This window comes from Cryobacterium cheniae (genome assembly GCF_004403395.1).
Lineage (GTDB): Bacteria > Actinomycetota > Actinomycetes > Actinomycetales > Microbacteriaceae > Cryobacterium > Cryobacterium cheniae.
The window spans coordinates 47,728-67,622 of record NZ_SOGN01000063.1 but is presented as its reverse complement, the minus strand read 5'-3'; the positions used below and the strand labels follow the sequence as shown (position 1 = coordinate 67,622).

The following is a 19,895-nucleotide window of genomic DNA, read 5'->3' as shown; positions in this document are numbered from 1 at the left end:
GGCTGCACATGCAATTCGGGATCTTCACCGTGGGTGACCTCACGGCCAACCCCACGACCGGCCACACCCCCACCGAGCACGAACGCATCACGGCCATGGTCGCCATCGCCCAGAAGGCCGAGGAGGTCGGCCTCGACGTCTTCGCCGCCGGCGAGCACCACAACCCGCCGTTCGTGCCCTCCTCACCCACGACGCTGCTCGGCTACATCGCCGCGAAGACTGAGCGCATCATCCTCTCCACTGCCACGACGCTGATCACGACGAACGACCCGGTCAAGATCGCCGAAGACTTCGCCATGCTGCAGCACCTCTCCGGCGGCCGGGTCGACCTGATGCTCGGCCGCGGCAACACCGGCCCGGTCTACCCGTGGTTCGGCCAGGATCTCCGCCAGGGCATCCCGCTGGCACTGGAGAACTACGCGCTGCTGCGCCGGCTCTGGCGCGAGGACGTCGTCGACTGGGAGGGCCAGTTCCGCACCCCGCTGCGGGGGTTCCAGTCGACGCCGCGCCCGCTCGACGGCGTGCCGCCCTTCGTCTGGCACGCCAGCATCCGCAGCCCGGAGATCGCCGAGCAGGCCGCCTTCTACGGTGACGGCTTCTTCGCCAACAACATCTTCTGGCCCAAGGAGCACTACCTCAAGCTGATCAGCCTCTACCGGGCCCGATTCGAGCACTACGGCCACGGCGGCGCCGACCAGGCCATCGTCGGCCTCGGCGGCCAGGTTTTCATGCGCACGAGCTCGCAGGACGCCGTCGACGAGTTCCGGCCCTACTTCGACAACGCCCCGGTCTACGGCCACGGCCCCAGCCTCGAGGACTTCACCGAGCAGACGCCGCTGACCGTCGGCAGCCCGCAGCAGATCATCGACCGCTACGCGGGCATGCGCGACTACTTCGGCGACTACCAGCGGCAGCTGTTCCTGATGGACCACGCCGGACTGCCGCTGAAGACCGTGCTCGAGCAGCTCGACATCCTCGGCGGCGAGGTGGTGCCCGTGCTCCGCCGAGAGCTGGCGGCGAACCGGCCCGCCCATGTGCCGCCGGCCCCCACCCACGACTCCCTGCGGGCCGACGCCGAGACGAGCCGGCTCGCGGCATCCGTCGCCCGCCCCTGACCTATCCCGCGGAAGCAGGCACCATGACCATCGCGCCCCCTCGCCCCACGACGGATGCGCGCCGCGCCTTCTTCGACGCCCGCCCCGCCGACTCCGCGGCGGTCGACCTCTCGGTGCGAATCGGCAGCCTCACCCTCGCGAACCCGGTCATGCCGGCCTCGGGCTGCTTCGGGCCCTCGCTCGGCCGGCTGATCCCGGTCGCCGAGCTCGGCGCGGTCGTCACCAAGACCGTGTTCGGCACCCCGCGCGGCGGCAACGCGGCCCACCGCCTGACCGAGATCCGGGCCGGGATGGTCAACAGCGTCGGCATCCCGAGCCGCGGGGCGGCCGGCTACCTGGCGTCGCAGCATCCGCTCTACCTGGCGCTCGGCGTGCCCGTGATCGTCAGCGTCGGCGGCCACCGGCCCGGCGAGTACGCCCCCGTCGTGCAGGGCCTGCGGGGCGCCGGCGACGCCTACGAGCTCAACGTCTCCTGCCCGAACCTCGACCGCCACGGCACCGACATCGGCTCCGACCCCGACGCCATCGGGACGGTCGTGCGCCTGGTGCGCCAGGAAACCGACAAGCCCCTGATCGTCAAGCTGCCCGTGCTCGTCTCCTCGATCGCGGACTGCGCCCAGGCCGCCGAGGCGGCCGGTGCCGACGCGGTCTGCGTGGCGAACTCCATCCCCGCGCTGCCGCTCACCGCCGACACGCGCAGCCCCGTCCTCGGCAACGTCATCGGCGGCCTGTCCGGCCCGAACATCCGCCCGATCGTGCTGCGGTTGGTCTGGCTGGCCGCCCGCGCCGTCGACATCCCGGTGATCGCCTGCGGCGGCATCGAAACCGCCGACGACGCCCTCGACTACTTCTCGGTCGGCGCGCGCGCCGTGCAGGTCGGCACGGCCAGCTTCGGACGCCCCTTCGCCATGGTCGACATCACGCGGGCCCTGCAGGAGCGTTGCCTGGCCGCCGGGGCCGCCGACATCGGCGAACTGATCGAACTCTGGAGAGCCTGATGACCAGCACCACAGGCAACACCCCCGCCGCGCCCGCGACGGCAGCCGAGACACCCGCTGTCGCCGCGGCCCGCGAGGACCTCGCCGCCCTGCGCCGCCAGCAGGCGTTCGCCGCCGCCGACGAGGCCGCGCTCGACGGCCTCATCGCGGTGCGCCCGCCCGAACGGAGGCCCCGGCCCGACCCGGTCTGGGACGATGCCCCCGTTCTCGTGCACGAGGTCGTGGGGGAGCGGTACCGCCGGCTCGTGCTGGCCACCGACACCATTGCGACGACCGCTCTCGCCGGACAATTCCTGATGATCACCGTGCCGCCGGCTGAGGGGGAACGCATCCTGCTCCCACGCCCGATGGCCATCCACCGCCGGCACCCGGAGCAGGGCACCGTGGAGGTCATCTACGGCGTGGCCGGCCGCGGCACCACCGCGCTCGCCGACGTGGCAGTGGGGGAGAGTCTCCTGGTGACCGGGCCGCTGGGCCGCGGCTTCGAGTTCCCGGATGCCGCCGAACCGGATGCCGCCCTCCCGACCGCGGCCCACCCGCGACCGGCCCGCACGGCCCTGATGATCGGCCGCGGCGTCGGCGTCTGCGCCATCATGGGCTCGGTCGAAGACGCCGCCCGCCTCGGCATCGCCGCGACCGTCGTGCTCAGCGGCCGGTCGCGGGCCAACCTGATCGGACCGGCCGACTGCGCCGAACTCGGCGCCAGGGTCATCCCGGTCACCGACGACGACGGCTCGAGTGCGCTGCCGGCGCTCGGCGGCCGCCTGCGCGGGCTCTTCGGCTCGGCACCGCCCGACGTGATCCTGGTCTGCGGCGCCGGCGTGCTCGCCCGCCTGGCCGCCGAACTCGGCGCCGAGTGGGGAGTGCCGGTGCAGGTCTCGCTGGAGGCCCACATGGCCTGCGGCCTCGGCTACTGCCACGGATGCGCCGCGCCCGTCGCCACGGATCCCGCCGTGGAGGGGCCGCTGGTCTGCGTCGACGGACCGGTGTTCGACGCCGTGCTGCCGGGAGGCTGAACGTCTTCTGTTAGGATTGAAGAGGTCGATCTTCGGATCGGCTTCGCACAACCATGCACAATACGGAGCAGACCGGCGGCACGCTGGTCCTCGGTGGTGGTTTCCCAACTCGAACGACACGTCCGCAGTTGGTGAATTTCTACTGGTGGCCAGCACCTGCGCCCTTCTCCTCCGCGTCCAGCTCGCGCGCCATACGGGCAACCGAGTCTTCGTCGCCAGAATGGCGAGAAGCAAAAAACCAAAGGAGAGAACCCCCATATGGAGGGTCCAGAAATCACGTTCGCCGAAACCGTTATCGACAACGGCAAGTACGGCAAGCGCACCATCCGTTTCGAAACCGGGCGTCTCGCCCAGCAGGCGCAGGGTTCTGCCGCCGCCTACATCGACGAAGAGACCATGCTTCTCTCCGCCACGAGCGCCAGCAAGCAGCCGAAGGAAAACTTCGACTTCTTCCCGCTGACCATCGACGTCGAAGAGCGCATGTACGCTGCCGGACGTATCCCGGGCAGCTTCTTCCGTCGCGAAGGCCGCCCGTCGACCGAGGCGATCCTCACCTGCCGTCTGATCGACCGGCCGCTGCGCCCGTCGTTCGTCGACGGACTCCGCAACGAGATCCAGGTCGTCGTCACCGTTCTGGCCATCGCGCCCGACGAGTACTACGACGTGCTCGCGATCAACGCGGCGTCGATGTCGACCCAGCTCGCCGGCCTCCCCTTCTCGGGCCCGATCGGTGGCGTTCGCGTCGCCCTGATCCCCGACGAGAACGGCTCCGGCCAGTGGGTTGCCTTCCCGAAGCACTCGCAGATCGTTGACGCCGTCTTCAGCATGGTCGTCGCCGGCCGCGTGGTGACCGACGCCAACGGCGCGCAGGATGTCGCGATCATGATGATCGAAGCCGAAGCCACCGACAACGCCTGGGACCTGATCAAGGGCGGCGCCATCAAGCCGAACGAAGAGGTCATCGCCGAGGGCATCGAAGCCTCGAAGCCCTTCATCAAGCAGCTCATCGAAGCGCAGCAGAAGGTTGCCGCCTCGGCCGCCAAGCCGACCGGCGCCTACCCGGTGTTCCCGTCCTACCAGCCGGCCACCTACGACGCCGTCGCCGCTCTCGCGTACGACCAGCTCAAGGGTGTCTACCAGATCGCCGACAAGATCGAACGCCAGAATGCGGATGACGCACTCAAGGCATCCGTCAAGGAAGCCATCGCTGCCCAGGTCGACGCCGGCCGGCTCGACGCCGGCGCGAACAACCAGGTGTCCGCCGCGTACAAGTCGGTCACCAAGCTCGTCGTGCGCTCACGCGTCCTCAACGAGGGCATCCGCATCGACGGTCGGGGGCTCGCGGACATCCGCCCGCTCGACGCCGAGGTCGCCATCATCCCGCGCGTCCACGGTTCGGCGATCTTCCAGCGCGGCGAGACCCAGATCCTGGGTGTCACCACGCTGAACATGCTCAAGCTCGAGCAGACGATCGACTCCCTGAGCCCGGTCACCAAGAAGCGCTACATGCACAACTACAACTTCCCGCCCTACTCGACCGGTGAAACCGGCCGGGTCGGAACGCCGAAGCGCCGCGAGATCGGCCACGGAGCGCTCGCTGAGCGTGCCCTGGTCCCCGTGCTGCCGACGCGGGAGGAGTTCCCCTACGCCATCCGTCAGGTCTCCGAAGCGCTCAGCTCCAACGGATCCACCTCGATGGGTTCCGTCTGCGCCTCGACCCTGTCGCTGCTCAACGCCGGGGTGCCGCTGCGCGCACCCGTTGCCGGCATCGCCATGGGCCTCATCTCCGACACCGTTGACGGCCAGACCCGCTACGCGGCTCTCACCGACATCCTCGGCGCCGAAGACGCCCTCGGCGACATGGACTTCAAGGTCGCCGGCACGAGCGAGTTCGTCACCGCGATCCAGCTCGACACAAAGCTCGACGGCATCCCGGCATCCGTTCTCGCCGGCGCGCTCACCCAGGCCAAGGACGCCCGCGCGACCATCCTGGCCGTGCTGAACGCCGCCATCGACCGTCCCGACGAGATGGCACCGACCGCGCCCCGCGTGATCAGCGTGCAGATCCCCGTCGACAAGATCGGCGAGCTGATCGGCCCGAAGGGCAAGACGATCAACGCGATCCAGGACACGACCGGTGCCGACATCTCGATCGAGGAAGACGGCACGGTTTACATCGGCGCCGTCGACGGACCGTCGGCCGAGGCCGCTCGCGCCCAGGTCAACGCCATCGCGAACCCGACCAACCCGGAGATCGGCGAGCAGTTCCTCGGAACCGTCGTCAAGATCGCCGCGTTCGGCGCCTTCGTTTCCCTGCTCCCGGGCAAGGACGGACTGCTGCACATCAGCGAGGTGCGCAAGCTCGCCGGTGGCAAGCGGGTCGAGAACGTCGAAGACGTGCTCGGCGTGGGCCAGAAGGTCCTCGTAGAGATCACCAAGATTGACGACCGTGGCAAGCTGTCGCTCGCCCCGGTCCTCGACGAGTCGGCCGAGGCCGGCACCGAGGACGCACCGGTTTCGACCGAGGCGTAGTCCGCTAGATCTACCGACAACCTCTCGCCAGGTTAGTCGGCTAGACGGAAAGCCCGTTCTGCTACGGCAGGGCGGGCTTTTTGCATGCCGGTGGCGACAACTGTTGCCGATTCGGACAACTGTTGCCCGCACGCCGGCAACACTTGTCCGGAACGGCAACAGTCACGCCGTCGCCCGAGGGCGAGGTCGCGGCCCGCACCTAGTTGAAAGTATTACAAGTTAGCGATATGATCAGACGGTGTCAGCGACCGGACTACCCATGGCCCAATTGAAGTCTGACCTGTTCAAGGCTCTCGGGCATCCGTTGCGGGTGCAGGTTCTGGAGCAGCTGGTCGGCGGGGAGCGCTCGGTCGGCAGCCTTGCCGAGGTGCTCGGCGCCGAACTGTCGAATCTGTCCCAGCAGCTGGGGGTCCTTCGCCGTGCCGGCGTGGTCATCACCCGGCGCGACGGCAACACCATCTTCTACGCCCTGCGGGACCCGGACGTCGCCGAGCTTCTGGCCATCTCCAAACGGATGCTCGTGACCAGCCTCGAGGACTCGAACGCCCTGCTCCGCACCATCGAGCAGGACACGCCGTAGCCTCGGCCACCGTCTCACATCCGTCGGCCCGCCTCGCGGCGCACCCTGTGGAAGCGGGCGCATGTTCTAGCGTGCGCCGGCGTCCACAACCTGCGCCGCGACGGATGTTGCCGGGTGACGGATGCCGCGACTCCAGCCGCGCGCGGCAGCGCCCTACAGGTCGTTGCCGGCGTAGGACTGGTTGAAGCTCTTGTTCACGAGCGGGAAGTCCGGCACGATCGTCTCCGCCAGGGCCACCGGCAGCGCCGGCCAGTTGAAGTAGGACGGGTCGACGACCTTGAGCCGGGTGATGGCGCCGTCGGCCCCCAGTTCCACCCGGTGGCAGATGGTTCCGCGCCAGCCCTCCACGAGGGCGAGGCCGCTCCGGGCAGCCGTGGACGCAGCGGCCGCCGTCGCCGTCATGGCCCGAGCCGACACCCCAGAAGGCAGCGCGGCCGCGTCGCCGCGGTGCGCGCCGAGCCGGCCGATCAGGTCGATCGCCACCGCTATGGACACCTCGAATTCGCCCGCGCGTACCCGGTAGCGGCTGAGCACGTCGCCGCCGGTGTCGGTGACCACGTGGAAGTGCGCGCCCAGATCGACGAAGGGGTGGTCGCGACGGGCGTCGGCATCGATACCGGATGCCCGCGCCACGTAGCCCAGCGTGCCCATGGCCTCGGCCAGGCCGGTGGGCAGCGGGGCGGTGCCGGTAAACCGGTCCCGCACGATCGCGTGCCCGAGGGTGATGGCGATGATCTCCTGCACGTCGGCGGCCACGCGCCGGAGATCGCCGGGATCGGGCACAGCGAGCACGCTCACCCCGCCCACCGACAGGGCCCCGCGCAGGAACCGGTGGCCGGTGACGGTCTTGTTGATGCGCAGCAGCGTTTCGCGCACCCGCTGGGCGTGCGAATTCACGACACTGAACCCCACGTCGTTGGCCAGCGAACCGAGATCGGAAACGTGGTTGTAGATGCGTTCGAGTTCGAGGAGCAGAGCACGCAGCATCCGGTCGGGTTCGGGGACCAAGATGCCGGAGGCCGCCTCGATCGCCATCGTGTAGGCCAGCGTGTGGCCGATGACGGTGTCGCCGGCGATCTGCTCGGCCAGCTCGATGCCGTCACCGGGCCGGCGACCCTCGAACAGCCGCTCGACGCCGCGGTGCATGTACCACTGGCGGGCTTCCATCCGCACGATGGTCTCGCCGACCACGGAGAAACGGAAATGACCGGGGTCGATGATGCCGGCGTGGATGGGGCCGACCGCGATCTCGTAGACTCCGGGGCCCTCGACCTCCACGAACGGGAACGACTCGACGTCGGGTTCGAATTCGGGGGTGACCCGCGCATCCTTGCGCATCGGGTACCAGCCGCGGGGCCAGTGCCCGTGGCGCACCAGCCGGTAGGGCTGGGGGTGGTTCGCCGGCCGCACGCCGAACAGGTCCCGGGTGCCGCGCTCGAAATTGCCGGCCGGGAACGAGAGGTCGGCCAGGCTCGGAACCCAGGCATCGTCGTAGGGAACAGGCACGACGAGGTCGACCTGGCGCCGGGGGAACACGGCCGCGAAGGAGTAGACCACGCGCAGCCCGTCACCGTCGTCGTGGCCGGCCACCAGCGCGAGCCGGTTGCCCTCGGTCAGCAGCGTGGCGGCTTCGCCCCGCAGCTCCTCGCGCGTGAGCGTGCGCACCTCGGGGGCGGCGGCCGGGACCGGGTTCGCGTTCGTCATTGGATTCCTCCCAGAACCTCGGCCGCACGCGTCAGGAGCGTGCCGACCGGCTCGGCGATAAAGGCCACCACCGCGGTGGTGGCGAGGGCCAGGATGAGCGGCAGCATCGGCCCGTGCGCCGACCGGTCCGGCACGAGCGGCACGTCCGGGTGCGGCTCGGCGTCGGCCAGGGTGACGGATGCGCCGGCGTCGACCACGGGGACGACTCCGGTCGGGGCCGCAGCGGGCGCGACCGCCGCCGGGGCGACCGCCGCCGGGGCGGCGGCCCCAGGCGCCCCGATCGTCATGGCCACCGTCAGCCGGGTGAGGCTGGCGAAGATGACGAGCAGCAGCACCAGCGCGATGCCGACCACCGCGCCCATGCCGGCCGAAAAGCCGGCCACGATGATGCCGACCTCGGAGAAGAAGATACTGAACGGGGGGAACCCGATCAGGGCGGCCATGGCGATCAGCCACGGCACGGCCAGTCCCGGCCGCCGCACGAGCAGGGCGCGCACGGCGTCGATCTTCGGGGTGCCCTCGACCTCGAGGATGCGGCCGGAGAGCACGAACAGCGTCGCCTTGGTCAGCCCGTGGCCGAGCACGTACAGCAGCACGGCCGGCAGTGCCGCCGCGCCGATGGCCGCGCCGACGGCCATCATGCCCATGTGCTCGATGCTGGAGTAGGCCAGCATCCGTTTGAAGTCACGTTGGCGGATCAGCAGCGCCGCCGCCACGAACAGGGAGAGCAGCCCGCCGACGCTGAGCATGATGCGCAGGAAGTCCGGCCCGATCACGGCGTCGGTGATGGTCTGGATGCGCAGGATGGCGTAGAGGGCGACCGCGAGCAGCACCCCCGACATGAGGCCGGAGACGGGGGCGGGGGCCTGGCTGTGCGCGTCGGGCAGCCAGCTGTGCATCGGGGCGAGTCCGGCCTTGGTGGCGAAGCCGAGCACGGCGAGGGCGCCGCCGGCGCGGATCAGCGCGGGATCGAGGGGCAGGTCGGCCTGGCTGAGCACCAGCCAGGACAGGGTCGCCGCGCCCGTGCCGCGCGACGCGGCATAGATCAGCACGATACCGAGCAGCGCGATGGCCACGCCGACGGAGCCGAGGATGACGTACTTCCAGGCGGCCTCCAACGATCGGGGGGTGCGGTGGTGGCCCACCAGGAAGGCCGTGGCGATGGTGGTGGCCTCGACCGCGGCCCACATCAGGCCGATGTTGTCGGCGAGCACCGCGAGGCTCATCGCGGCCAGGAACACCGAGATCAGGGCGTCGTAGGAGCCGGCGAACCGGGCGGGTACGGTGCTGTCGTGGCCGAGCCCGCCCCAGGTCGAGACCAGGCCGACGGCGCCGACCACGGTGAGCATGTAGGCGCTCAGCGCGTCTGCGCGGAGCAGCCCGCCGCCCAGAGTCGGCACCTGGTCCGCGAGTGCGGCGCTCACCAGGAGCAGCCCGGAGCCGAGCACGGCGACGCTGGAGGCGACCGGGCTGAGCCGGCGCAGCGCGGGGGAGCGGCTCAGCAGGCTGAGCAGGGCGAGGAGGGCCGGGATGGCCAGCGGAATCCAGAGGGCGAAGGACATCAGTCGTGCAACTTTCTGAGCTGATCGATCTCGGTGTTGCCGAACTTGCTGCGCATACGGCCGGCGAAGACGTAGAGGATCACGACGACCAGGAGCACGTCCAGGGAGATGCCGAGCTCGAGGAACAGCGGCACTCCGCCGGAGGTCAGGAACGCGACCGTGGCGATCCCGTTGTCGAGCACGAGGAAGCCGATCAGCTGCGATCCGGCCTGCCGGCGGGTGACCAGCAGCAGAAAGCCGATCAGCACCATCGCGAGGCCGATCGGGGCCGCGTGGGCCGAGACGCCGTCGATGCCGGCGAGGAGCCGGCTGGCGACGACGTAGCTGAGGATGGTCAGAAGCGCCACGGTCAGGAGGGCCGCCGTCGGGTTGAGGCGCGGCGCCTCATCCGTTCGCGTGGTGGCGTGGGTCTCGCGGGCGAGCACCCAGGGCAAGGCCACGCCCTTGACCAGCAATACGAGCACGGCGACGAGGATCACCTCGACCTCGCCCTCCTCCACACCGATCACGGCGACCAGCGCGGCGAGCGCGAAGCCCTGCACGCTGAGCAGTCGGATCGACGCCAGCAGCGAGTGCCGCCAGACCATCAGGGCGCTGGTGAGCAGCAGGGTTCCGGTGCAGAGGCCGATCAGCTGCGGGTAAATGGTGGTGAACACGGATGCTCCTAAGCGACCAGGTAGGAAGCGGTGACGGCCAGCAGGCCCAGGGCGAACGACCCCGCCAGCAGCTCGGGAACGCGGAACAGCCGCGCCTTGGCCAGGAAGACCTCCCCCGCGCTGAGCACGACGCCCAGCAGCAGGATCTTCACGGTGACGGTGCCCACGCCGACCAGCACGCCGAGTACCGAGAAGTCCGTCGCAATGCCCCACGGCACGATCAGGTTGCTGAGCAGGCCGAGCAGGGCGGCCAGCTTGAGCCAGGAACCGAGTTCGAGCCAGGCCAGGTCGCGGCCGGAGGCTTCCAGCACCATGGCCTCGTGCAGCATGGTCAGTTCGAGGTGGGTCGACGGGTTGTCGACCGGCAGCCGGCTGGTCTCCGCCATGATGGCGATGGCCAGCGCGACCATGGCCAGCAGGCTGACCGGGGAGATGATCACGGCCGGGTTGGCGAGGCGGGTCTCCACGATCAGCGAGAGGGTGGAGGTGCCGGCCGGGATGGAGAGGGCGTAGACCGCGAGCAGCAGCGTCGGTTCGACCAGGGCGGCGACGGTCATGTGCCGGCTGGACCCCATCCCGCCGAACGCGGTGCCGGCGTCGAGGCCGACCAGGGCCAGGGCGACCACGCCGATCAGCATGACGGAGACGATCACGAACAGGTCGCTGGGGATCAGCGGCAGCGGCAGGGTGCCGACCAGCGGCAGCAGGGCGCAGAGCAGCAGGCTGGAGACCAGGAGGGTGACCGGGCCGGCCGCGAGCATCCAGCTGCTGTCGGCGGCGCGCACCGGGTTCTTCGACAGGAGCTTGCGCACATCAAGCCACGGCTGCCAGATGCCGGAGCCGGCCCGGCCCTCGAGGCGGGCCCGCACCTGGCGGATCACGCCGATCAGCACGGGGGCGAGCAGCACGAACAGCACCAGCTGGACGAGGGCGATGATGATCGCCGCGGCGCCGGTCACAGGGACACCACGATCAGAACCAGCAACAGGGCGACGAAGGAATAGGACAGGTAGCGATGGATGCTGCCGTTCTGCGCGCGTCGGGCCAGAATGCCTGCTCGTTGCATCAGGTTCAGCACCGGGCGGTAGAGCCGGGTTTCGACCACGTCGGACACCGTCTGTTCCACATGTACGCGTTCCACCAGGTAGCGGGATTCGCCCACATGGGTGACCTCCACGTCGCGGGAGGGCCGGAGCACGTCGTCGAAGACGCGCACCAGCGGTTCGGCATACGAGGTGGCGGTGTACTGCATCCGGGGCCGCAGCCGGGACCCGCCGCCGGCCCAGGGGAGCGGCGAGGTGCGGGTGGGGTGGCGGCGGGCGGAGACGAACAGCGCGATCAGCACGGGCACGAGCAGCAGGCCGGCCAGCACCACGAAAGTGGTGGGGTCGAGCACGGCGTCGATGCCGCGGGCGTCGACGCCCGCGAGGCCGATGGTGCGCACGTCGGGGGTGAACTCCGGGCCCACGGCCCCGCCGACGGCCACGGCGAGGGGGCCGGGCAGCAGGCCGAGCCCGACCACGAGGAGGGCGCCGAGCACGAGCGGGATGCGCATGATGACGGGCACCTCGACCGCCAGTTTGGCTTCCGGGGAGCGGGGGCGGGCCAGGAAGGCGATCCCGTAGGCCTTGACGAAGGTGAGCAGGGCCAGCCCGGCGGTCAGGGCGATCACGGCGACCGCGAGCGGCATGGCCACGGATGCCGTGACGGAGACGACCTCCCCGTCGACCCGGGATCCGTGGATCAGGGACTGCAGCAGCATCCACTCGGCGACGAACCCGCTCGTGACGGGCAGGGCCGCGGCGCCCATCGCGGCCGCGCCGAACGCGGCGGCGGTCCACGGCATCCGGCTGCCGAGCCCCCCGAGCCGGTCGAGGTTCATCTCGCCGGCCGCGCGGGCCACGGCTCCGGCGCCGAGGAACAGGGTGGACTTGAAGGCGGCGTGGCTGAGCATCAGCAGCAGGGCGGCGACCAGGGCGGCGTCGGCCGCGGCCGTGGCGTTGTCGGCGCGCAGCAGAACGGATGCCCCGAGCCCCAGGAACACCAGCCCCATGTTCTCGGTCGTGGAGTAGGCCAGCAGCACCTTGAGATTGCTCGCCACCGAGGCCTGCAGGATCCCGTAGAGCGCGGAGACCCCGCCGACAACCATGATCAGCACGCCCCACCAGGCCGGGCCGTTCGGCAGCAACCGGACGAGAACGAGGAGGGCGCCGTAGACGCCGATGTTGACCATCGCGCCGCTCATCGCGGCGGCGACGTGGCCCGGAGCCTCGGGCAGCACCCGGGGAACCCAGACGTGCAGGGGAACGAGTTCCGCCTTGCCGCCGAAGCCGAGCAGCAGCAGCAGGAAGGCCACGCTCGCCTGCCAGGAGTAGGGATCGATCGTGGCGAGGTCGGCGAACCCGGTGCCGCCGGCCTGGCCGGCGAGCATCGCGAAGCCGGCCAGCACGAAGAAGAAGCTCAGCTGCGACATCGCCGAGTACCAGACCAGGGCGGAGGCGACCGTGCCGCGGGTGGCGTGGTGGGCCAGCAGCAGCGCCGTCGAGCCGAGCGTCATGATCTCCCAGAACAGCAGGAACGTCACGACGTCGGTGGCGGCCGGCACCAGCTGCATTCCGCAGAGGAACACGGCCATCGACAGCCACGCGGTGCGGGAGGCCGAGGCCACGCGGGCCGAGCCGATCCCGAACAGGGAGGCGAGCACGCCGACCGAGGAGACGACCACCATGACCAGGCCGCCGAGGCGGTCGGGGGAGAGCACGAGCGGGTCCAGCGGAAGGGCGGTGGGGATGCTCAGAGACCCGGTTCCGCCGGAGAGGGCGAGCGCGCCGGTGACGATGCCGGCCGCGGCGAGCAGGGTGCAGAAGGTTCCGCTGACCCGGGAGCGCCAGGGAGTCGGGGTGAGCAGGGCCGCGGCGACGGCGAGCACGAGCAGCAGCGTCTGGCCGAGCATCCCGGCTTCGAGGGCGGTCATCGGCCGGTCATCCGGCGCAGGGCCGCCACGATGACGGCCGGCTCGGGCGGGTTGCCCGGCACGGACAGGTCGACGTGCACGAAGTCGGACACGGGCCCGGCGACGCCGTAGCCGCCGGCGAAGACACCGCCGGTGATGGCGCAGTCGCCGACGGCGATCACGAAGCGGGGGGTCGGCGTGGCGTCGATGGTGCGGCGCAGCGGTTCGATCAGGTTGCGGGTGACGGCGCCCGTGATCACGAGCACGTCGGCGTGACGGGGGGACGCGACCAGACGGATGCCATAGCGCTCGACGTCGTAGACCGGGCCGAAGGCGCTCTGCACCTCCATCGCGCAGTCGTTGCAGCTGCCGGCGTTGATGAAGCGCACCTGCACGCTGCCGCCGAAGACCTCGGCGCCGGGGAGCAGGGCCGGGGCCGGCGGGGCCGGTTCGGCGATGCGCCCACTGGTGCGGATGAGATTCGTGAGTCGTTTGACGCTCAACTCAGGCTCCAGGGGACACGAAACATCATTACTTCTTTATATACCTATATAATAAATTTATCAAATAGATTCGGGTCATTCTTCGGGCCAGGGTGTGCTCAGGGAGTCCACGGCGTCCTGGGTGTAATCGATCACCGCGGTCAGGAGTCGTTCCATCGAGGTCGACCGCAGCAGTTCGATCTGGTCCAGTGGGCCCAGTGGAGCGATGCCGGCGATCTGCCAGGCGGCCGCCGTCGGATCCCGGGACAGCTCCACCGTCGACGGCCAGAGCTGGTCGGCGAATTCGCTCGCCAGGGCCAGGGCCCGTCGCACCGCCTGTTCGGCCCGTTCCCGCAGCGGCAGCAGGTCGTCGTCCCAGTCGAGCACGGCGAGGTCGCGCACCGTGGCCTGGGGGTGCGGGTCTTCGGCCAGCCAGTCGATGACCTCGATCCGGCGTTCTCCCTGGGCGGTCACCCCGATGAAGCCCTCGGAGGCCTCGAGCTCGGTGATCTGGGCCACGGTCCCGTACCGGAACCGCCGCTCGCCGCCGCCGACCTCCTGGCCGCGTTCGATCAGCACCACGCCGAACTCGGCCGGCTCGTCTTTGAGGATGCGCGACAGCATGACCAGGTAGCGGTCCTCGAACACCCGCAGCTGCAGCGGCATATAGGGGAACAGGACCGAGCCCAGCGGGAACATCGGCAGGGGCGTCAACGACGGCGGGGTCATCGGCGGGCCGCCCGCATCACGGGATCATCGCGTCGGGGAAGGGGGAGGAGCCGGGGTCGGACAGGCCGGGGGCGGAGCCCTGCCGGCGCCCGGTGCGCTCCAGCAGGGGGGTGACCCGGTAGGGGATCAGCTCGCCCATGGCCAGGGACGTCTCGGTGCGATCCACACCCTCGCAGGCGAGGATGGTGCCGTCGATGCGGAACAGGTCGTCGGCATCCGCGCACACCACGCGCACCAGGATGTCGGTCGCCCCGCTCATGCCGTGCGCCTGCACGATCTCCGGGATGCGGGCGAGCTCGGCCACGATCTGGGCGAGGCGTTTCTGCTGCACGTGCACCTCGATGAAGGCCGTCAGCGGGTAGCCCAGTGCGACCGGGTTGATGCGGCGGTCGAAGGAGAGGAACGCGTTCGATTCCTCGAGCCTGGCCATGCGCGCCTGAACCGTGTTGCGGGAGAGGTGCAGCTGCTGGGCGAGCGCGACGAACGTGCTCCGCGGGTCGGCGCACAGGGCGTTGAGCAACTGCAGGTCGACTTTGTCCAGACTGTGCATAATGCCCGACGGTAGCATGCAGGGTGCCCCATGAATAGGGCAAAATGCTCAATATTCTTCGTCATGGTTGTGCTGCGTGTCGCGGAATCGTACGCTCTCAACAACTTCGGCAACGACGCTGGGAGCGTTTGATGCACACTGTCCACACCGGGGAGACCCCCGACGTTCTTTTGCAGCTGCTGAGCCCCGAGGGGGTGCGGCTGGCCGACGCCGATCTCGATCCGTGGGTGGCGGATGTGACCGGGGCCGACCTCGCGGCGCTCTACCAGGACATGGTCGTGGTGCGCCGGATCGATGCCGAGGCCACGGCGCTGCAGCGCCAGGGCGAGCTGGGACTCTGGCCGCCGCTGCTCGGTCAGGAGGCGGCGCAGATCGGCTCGGCCCGCGCTCTCCGCGCCGACGACTTCGTCTTCTCCAGCTACCGCGAGAACGCGGTCGCCTGGTGCCGTGGCGTGGCGCCCACGGACATCCTCCGGGTGTGGCGCGGCACCGCGCAATCCGGCTGGGACCCGCTGGTGCACAAGATGGCGACGCCCAGCATCATCATCGGGGCGCAGACCCTGCACGCCACGGGCTGGGCGATGGGAGCCCGGTTCGACGGCGCGGACTCGGTGGCCGTGGCCTACTTCGGCGACGGCGCGACCAGCGAGGGCGACGTCAACGAGGCGCTCGTGTTCGCGGCCAGCTTCCAGGCGCCGGTGGTCTTCTTCTGCCAGAACAACCACTGGGCCATCTCCGAGCCGGTCGGGCTGCAGGCCCGGGCCAGCATCGCCGGCCGCGCCCCCGGGTTCGGCATCCCCAGCCTCCGCATCGACGGCAACGACATCCTGGCCGTGACGGCCGCGACCCGGCAGGCCCTGCACCGGGCCCGCACCGGGGGAGGGCCCACCTTCATCGAGGCCGTCACCTACCGGATGGGCCCGCACACGACGGCGGACGACCCCACCCGTTACCGGCCGGCGGCCGAGCTCGAGGAGTGGGCGACGAAGGACCCGATCCTGCGCCTGGGGCGGCTGCTCGACTCCCTCGGCCTGTTCACGCCCGAGCTGGAGTCCGAGGCGCAGGCCCGAGCCGACGCCACGGCCGCGGAGCTGCGCGCCGGCTGCATCGGCCTGCCGGACCCGGAGCCGTTGACCGTGCTCGCCAACGTCTACGCCACCCCGCACGCCGGCGTCGACCGCCAACGGGCGGAGTACGCGGCCTATCTGGCGAGCTACGACCTGACCGGAGGAAAGGCCTGATGACCATCGAAACCGTCCGGAGTTCCCCGGCTCCCAGCGCGAACGGCGCCACGCCCGTGCCGCTCACCGAGACGACGACCCTGACCCTGGCCAAGGCGATCAACGCCGGGCTGCGGCAGGCGATGCTCGACGATCCGAAGGTGGTGCTCCTCGGCGAAGACATCGGCGCCCTCGGCGGAGTGTTCCGGGTCACCAGCGACCTGCTCGCCGAGTTCGGGCCCAACCGGGTCGTCGACACCCCGCTGGCCGAGTCCGCGATCATCGGCACCGCCGTGGGGCTCGCCTACCGCGGCTACCGCCCGGTCTGCGAGATCCAGTTCGACGGCTTCATCTTCCCCGGCTTCGACCAGATCGTCAGCCAGGTGGCCCGGTTCCACTACCGCACCCAAGGGGCCGTGCGCATGCCCATCACCATCCGGGTGCCGTTCGGCGGCGGCATCGGCGCCGCCGAACACCACTCCGAATCGCCCGAGGCCTACTTCACGCACACGTCGGGCCTCCGGGTGGTCGCGGTCTCCAACCCGCAGGACGCCTACAGCCTGATCCAGAAGGCGATCGCCTCCGACGACCCGGTGCTCTACTTCGAGCCCAAGCGCCGGTACCACGTCGCCGGCCCGGTGTCCCCGCAGCCCGGCGCCGCGCTCGAGAGCGCCCGGGTGGTGGCCGCCGGCACCGATGTCACGCTCCTCGCCTACGGAGCGCTGGTGTCCACGGCGACGGATGCCGCGCTCGCCGCCGCCGACGAGGGCATTTCGATCGAGGTCATCGACCTGCGCTCGCTCTCGCCCATCGACTACGGCACCGTCGAGGCATCCGTTCGGAAAACCGGTCGGCTCGTGGTGACGCACGAGGCCGCCCGCTCGGGCGGGCTGGGCGGCGAGATCATCGCCGAGGTCACCGAGCGCTGTTTCGACTACCTCGAGGCCGCTCCGGTGCGGGTCACCGGGTTCGACATCCCCTACCCGCCGGCGAAGCTGGAGAGCCACCACCTGCCCGACCTCGACCGCATGCTCGACGGCGTCGACCGCGTGCTGGGGAGACGACGATGATCAAGGTCTTCAAACTGCCCGACCTTGGCGAGGGACTGACCGAATCGGAGATCGTGGCCTGGCGGGTCGCGCCGGGCGACACGGTGACACTCAACCAGCTCATCGCCGAGGTCGAGACGGCCAAGGCGGTCGTGGAGCTGCCGTCGCCCTTCGCGGGTGTGGTCGCCGAACTGCACCAGCAGCCCGGCACCACCGTGCGCGTGGGTGACCCGATCGTCTCCTTCGAGGTCGACGCCCCTGCCCCTGGTGCTGCCCCCTCCGTTGGTGCTGCCCCTTCTCGCGAGCCGGAACGGGAGGCCGTGCTCGTGGGGTACGGCGCCGCGGCCGAGCGGAGCGGACGGCCGCAGCGACGGGCCCGGGCGGGGGCGACGGATGCGCTGAGCCGGGTCATTGCCCCGGCCCCGGCCCCGGCAGCCGGGGAGCGGCCTCGATCCACGCCGCCGGTGCGCGCACTGGCCCGCACCCTGGGTGTCGCCCTGGCCGAGGTGACCGGGACCGGTCCGACCGGCCTCATCACCCGGGAGGACGTGGAGGCCTCCGCGGCGTCCGCTGCCCCGGCTTCCCCCGGTGCCGACCCCGGTGCCGACCGCGGTGCCGACCCCGGGCGCGTCGAACCGGCCGCTCGGCCCCCGGCATCCGTGACCGGCCCACGGGAGACCCGCAGCCCGATCCGGAGCGTGCGCAAGCACACCGCCGCCGCCATGGTGCGAAGCGCCTTCACCGCGCCGCACGCCACGGAGTTCCTGACCGTGGACGTGACGCCGACGATCGAGCTGATCGACGCGCTCAAACGCGACCGGGAGTTCGCCGACGCGCGCATCGGCATCCTGGCCGTCGTCGCGAAGGCGCTCTGCCTCGCCGTCGCCCGCACCCCCGAGGTGAACACCCGCTGGGACGAGGCGGCCGGAGAGATCGTGCAGTTCCACTACGTGAACCTCGGCATCGCCGCCGCCACGCCGCGGGGGCTGCTCGTGCCCGGCATCCCGGATGCCGAACGGCTGGGCCTCGCCGACCTCGCCGCGGCGCTCGCCGAGCTGACCCGTGCAGCGCGGGCGGGCGCGACCAGCCCGGCCGCCCTCGGCGGCGGCACGATCTCGATCACCAACATCGGCTCCTTCGGAATCGATGCGGGCACGCCGATCCTGCCCCCGGGGGAGGCCGTGATCCTCGCGCTGGGGGCGATCGCGCCGCGGCCGTGGGAGTATCGCGGCGAGATCGCACTCCGGCAGGTGGTCACCCTCAGCGTCGCCTTCGATCACCGGCTCGTCGACGGCGAGCAGGCGGCCCGGTTCCTGACCGACGTCGCCGGCATCCTCGCCAACCCGGCGCGCGCCCTCGCCCTCCTCTAGTCCGCCGCCAGTCCACTGCCGCGCGCGCCTTGACGGCGTTTCGGACACGCAGCAGAGTGAGGGGATGAAATCACCCGGCACCCTCCTCACCCCGATCGACACCGAATCCGTGCTTGCCGGCGGCGCCTTCGTGCACCTCGACGGCACCCTGCACGGCTCGTTCACGACCCGGGATTTCGCGTCGGCGGTGCGCCTGGTCGACCAGGCGGCCGAGGCGGCGGATGCGATGAATCACCACCCCGACGTGCGGATCGGCTACGGCCGGGTCGGCTTCCGCCTCTCGTCCCACGATGCCGGCGGCGTGACCGACCGCGACCTTCGGCTCGCGCTGCGCATCCAGGAGCTGGCGGATGCGCAGGGCGCCGACCGTGCGCCGGTGCAACCGGCCCGCTACGACGTGGCGATCGACTGCACCGACGCCGAGGCGATCCGGCCGTTCTGGCGGGTGGGCCTCGGCTATGTGGAGGTCGACAGCGAGGGCGAGACCGAACTCGTCGATCCATCCGGCCAGGGCCCGCGGATCTGGTTCCAGAGCATGGACATCGTGCGCACCGAGCGCAACCGCATCCACCTCGACGTGTACGTGCCCACCATCGACGCCGAGTCCCGGGTGCAGGACATCATCGCCGCAGGGGGCGACGTCCTCACCGACGAGCACGCCCCCGAGTGGTGGGTGCTGGCCGACCCCGAGGGCAACGAGCTCTGCGTCTGCACCACCGTCTACTGAGCCATCGCCCGACCCATCCCCGTTCCCTCTGAACCCGCCCCGAGCGCCGCGAGCGCCATCTCCTCCAGCAGCGGTCGCACCGCGCCGCTCGACGACGCCGGCAGCGTGTGCGGGGTCGAGTTCAGCAGTCCGAACGTCGCCTGGGCACGGATGCGCAGCAGTTGCGCCTCCACCTCGGGGTGCACCTGCCCGAGCACGCGCACCCACAGCTCCACATAGGTGCGCTGCAGGGTGCGCACCCGGTGCCGGTCCGGTGCCGCGAGGCTGTCCAGGTCCCGGTCCTGCACGCGGATGACGTTCGGATGCGACAGGGCGAAGTCCGTGTGGAACCGCACCAGCCCGCGGAGTGCGCCCGCGGCATCCGGAGCGCCCTCGATCACGGCCTGCCCGCCCGCCACGAGCGTCTCGCTGACCTCCACCAGCAGCGCGGCGAGCACGGCCGACTTGCCGCTGAAGTGCCGGTAGACGGCCGGCCCGCTCACGCCGACGGCCGCGCCGAGGTCCTCGATCGAGACCCCGTTATACCCCGACCGGGCGAATAGCGCCGCCGCGGCCCCCAGCAACGCCTGCCGCCGGTCGGCCTTGGCCAGGCTCCGCGGCGTCGGCGCGACAGGCGCACCCGGCGGGGGAGTTCGGTCAGCCATGAAGCGCC

18 protein-coding genes are annotated in these 19,895 nt (G+C 70.7%); 9 read left to right on the top strand and 9 right to left on the bottom strand.

Going from position 1 to position 19,895, the window contains the following annotated elements; genetic code table 11:
- The first annotated feature begins 8 nt into the window (after positions 1–8).
- From E3T23_RS14070 to E3T23_RS14050, 5 genes are all read left to right on the top strand, one after another.
- Complete coding sequence (locus tag E3T23_RS14070) at positions 9–1,115, top strand: LLM class flavin-dependent oxidoreductase (RefSeq protein WP_134371139.1); 1,107 nt, start codon at positions 9–11, stop codon at positions 1,113–1,115.
- 23 nt (positions 1,116–1,138) lie between these two features.
- A complete protein-coding gene (locus E3T23_RS14065) occupies positions 1,139–2,113 on the top strand; it encodes a dihydroorotate dehydrogenase (protein WP_134371137.1) in 975 nt (324 codons plus the stop codon).
- Positions 2,113–3,129, top strand: coding sequence for an iron-sulfur cluster-binding protein (locus tag E3T23_RS14060; RefSeq protein WP_134371135.1), 1,017 nt, complete (start codon positions 2,113–2,115; stop codon positions 3,127–3,129). Before E3T23_RS14065 ends, E3T23_RS14060 begins: the two co-directional genes overlap by 1 nt.
- 258 nt (positions 3,130–3,387) lie before the next feature.
- Entirely contained in the window at positions 3,388–5,661 is a 2,274-nt protein-coding gene (locus tag E3T23_RS14055; protein WP_134371133.1) for a polyribonucleotide nucleotidyltransferase, read from the top strand.
- Between the two features lie 259 nt (positions 5,662–5,920).
- Positions 5,921–6,241: an ArsR/SmtB family transcription factor gene (locus tag E3T23_RS14050; RefSeq protein WP_134371131.1), complete on the top strand. Its 321-nt coding sequence runs from the start codon at positions 5,921–5,923 to the stop codon at positions 6,239–6,241.
- Positions 6,242–6,394: 153 nt separating this feature from the next.
- Here the strand turns inward: E3T23_RS14050 and E3T23_RS14045 are convergent, their stop codons facing one another.
- The 8 genes from E3T23_RS14045 to E3T23_RS14010 all read right to left on the bottom strand — a co-directional run bounded on the left by E3T23_RS14045 (position 6,395) and on the right by E3T23_RS14010 (position 14,877).
- Complete coding sequence (locus E3T23_RS14045) at positions 6,395–7,945, bottom strand: hydrogenase large subunit (protein ID WP_134371129.1); 1,551 nt, start codon at positions 7,943–7,945, stop codon at positions 6,395–6,397.
- Positions 7,942–9,507: a proton-conducting transporter transmembrane domain-containing protein gene (locus tag E3T23_RS14040; RefSeq protein WP_134371127.1), complete on the bottom strand. Its 1,566-nt coding sequence runs from the start codon at positions 9,505–9,507 to the stop codon at positions 7,942–7,944. The genes E3T23_RS14045 and E3T23_RS14040 overlap by 4 nt, the downstream gene beginning before the upstream one ends.
- Positions 9,507–10,163 (bottom strand): hypothetical protein, encoded by a 657-nt coding sequence (locus E3T23_RS14035; RefSeq protein ID WP_134371125.1) that lies wholly within the window; start codon positions 10,161–10,163, stop codon positions 9,507–9,509. Before E3T23_RS14035 ends, E3T23_RS14040 begins: the two co-directional genes overlap by 1 nt.
- An 8-nt stretch (positions 10,164–10,171) precedes the next feature.
- Entirely contained in the window at positions 10,172–11,122 is a 951-nt protein-coding gene (locus tag E3T23_RS14030) for a respiratory chain complex I subunit 1 family protein (RefSeq protein ID WP_134371124.1), read from the bottom strand.
- Positions 11,119–13,137 carry a proton-conducting transporter transmembrane domain-containing protein gene (locus E3T23_RS14025; RefSeq protein ID WP_134371122.1) on the bottom strand — a complete coding sequence of 673 codons (2,019 nt, stop codon included), beginning with the start codon at positions 13,135–13,137 and terminating at the stop codon, positions 11,119–11,121. The genes E3T23_RS14030 and E3T23_RS14025 overlap by 4 nt, the downstream gene beginning before the upstream one ends.
- On the bottom strand, positions 13,134–13,619 hold the full coding sequence (locus E3T23_RS14020) for an NADH-quinone oxidoreductase subunit B family protein (RefSeq protein WP_134371120.1): 486 nt from the start codon (positions 13,617–13,619) through the stop codon (positions 13,134–13,136). Before E3T23_RS14020 ends, E3T23_RS14025 begins: the two co-directional genes overlap by 4 nt.
- 75 nt (positions 13,620–13,694) lie before the next feature.
- Entirely contained in the window at positions 13,695–14,327 is a 633-nt protein-coding gene (locus E3T23_RS14015; RefSeq protein ID WP_241977968.1) for an LON peptidase substrate-binding domain-containing protein, read from the bottom strand.
- Positions 14,328–14,343: 16 nt separating this feature from the next.
- Positions 14,344–14,877 (bottom strand): Lrp/AsnC family transcriptional regulator, encoded by a 534-nt coding sequence (locus E3T23_RS14010; RefSeq protein WP_134371118.1) that lies wholly within the window; start codon positions 14,875–14,877, stop codon positions 14,344–14,346.
- A 131-nt stretch (positions 14,878–15,008) separates the two neighbouring features.
- Between E3T23_RS14010 and pdhA the strand changes: the two genes are divergently transcribed.
- The 4 genes from pdhA to E3T23_RS13990 all read left to right on the top strand — a co-directional run bounded on the left by pdhA (position 15,009) and on the right by E3T23_RS13990 (position 19,243).
- A complete protein-coding gene (gene pdhA / locus E3T23_RS14005; protein ID WP_134371116.1) occupies positions 15,009–16,118 on the top strand; it encodes a pyruvate dehydrogenase (acetyl-transferring) E1 component subunit alpha in 1,110 nt (369 codons plus the stop codon).
- Positions 16,118–17,167, top strand: a complete 1,050-nt coding sequence (locus E3T23_RS14000) for an alpha-ketoacid dehydrogenase subunit beta (protein ID WP_134371115.1) — start codon at positions 16,118–16,120, stop codon at positions 17,165–17,167. Before pdhA ends, E3T23_RS14000 begins: the two co-directional genes overlap by 1 nt.
- On the top strand, positions 17,164–18,516 hold the full coding sequence (locus E3T23_RS13995; RefSeq protein WP_134371113.1) for a dihydrolipoamide acetyltransferase family protein: 1,353 nt from the start codon (positions 17,164–17,166) through the stop codon (positions 18,514–18,516). Before E3T23_RS14000 ends, E3T23_RS13995 begins: the two co-directional genes overlap by 4 nt.
- A 64-nt stretch (positions 18,517–18,580) precedes the next feature.
- Positions 18,581–19,243: a VOC family protein gene (locus tag E3T23_RS13990; RefSeq protein ID WP_134371111.1), complete on the top strand. Its 663-nt coding sequence runs from the start codon at positions 18,581–18,583 to the stop codon at positions 19,241–19,243.
- Here the strand turns inward: E3T23_RS13990 and E3T23_RS13985 are convergent.
- Entirely contained in the window at positions 19,237–19,887 is a 651-nt protein-coding gene (locus tag E3T23_RS13985; RefSeq protein ID WP_134371109.1) for an SACE_7040 family transcriptional regulator, read from the bottom strand. The two genes, E3T23_RS13990 and E3T23_RS13985, sit on opposite strands and share 7 nt — an antisense overlap.
- Between the last annotated feature and the right edge of the window lie 8 nt (positions 19,888–19,895).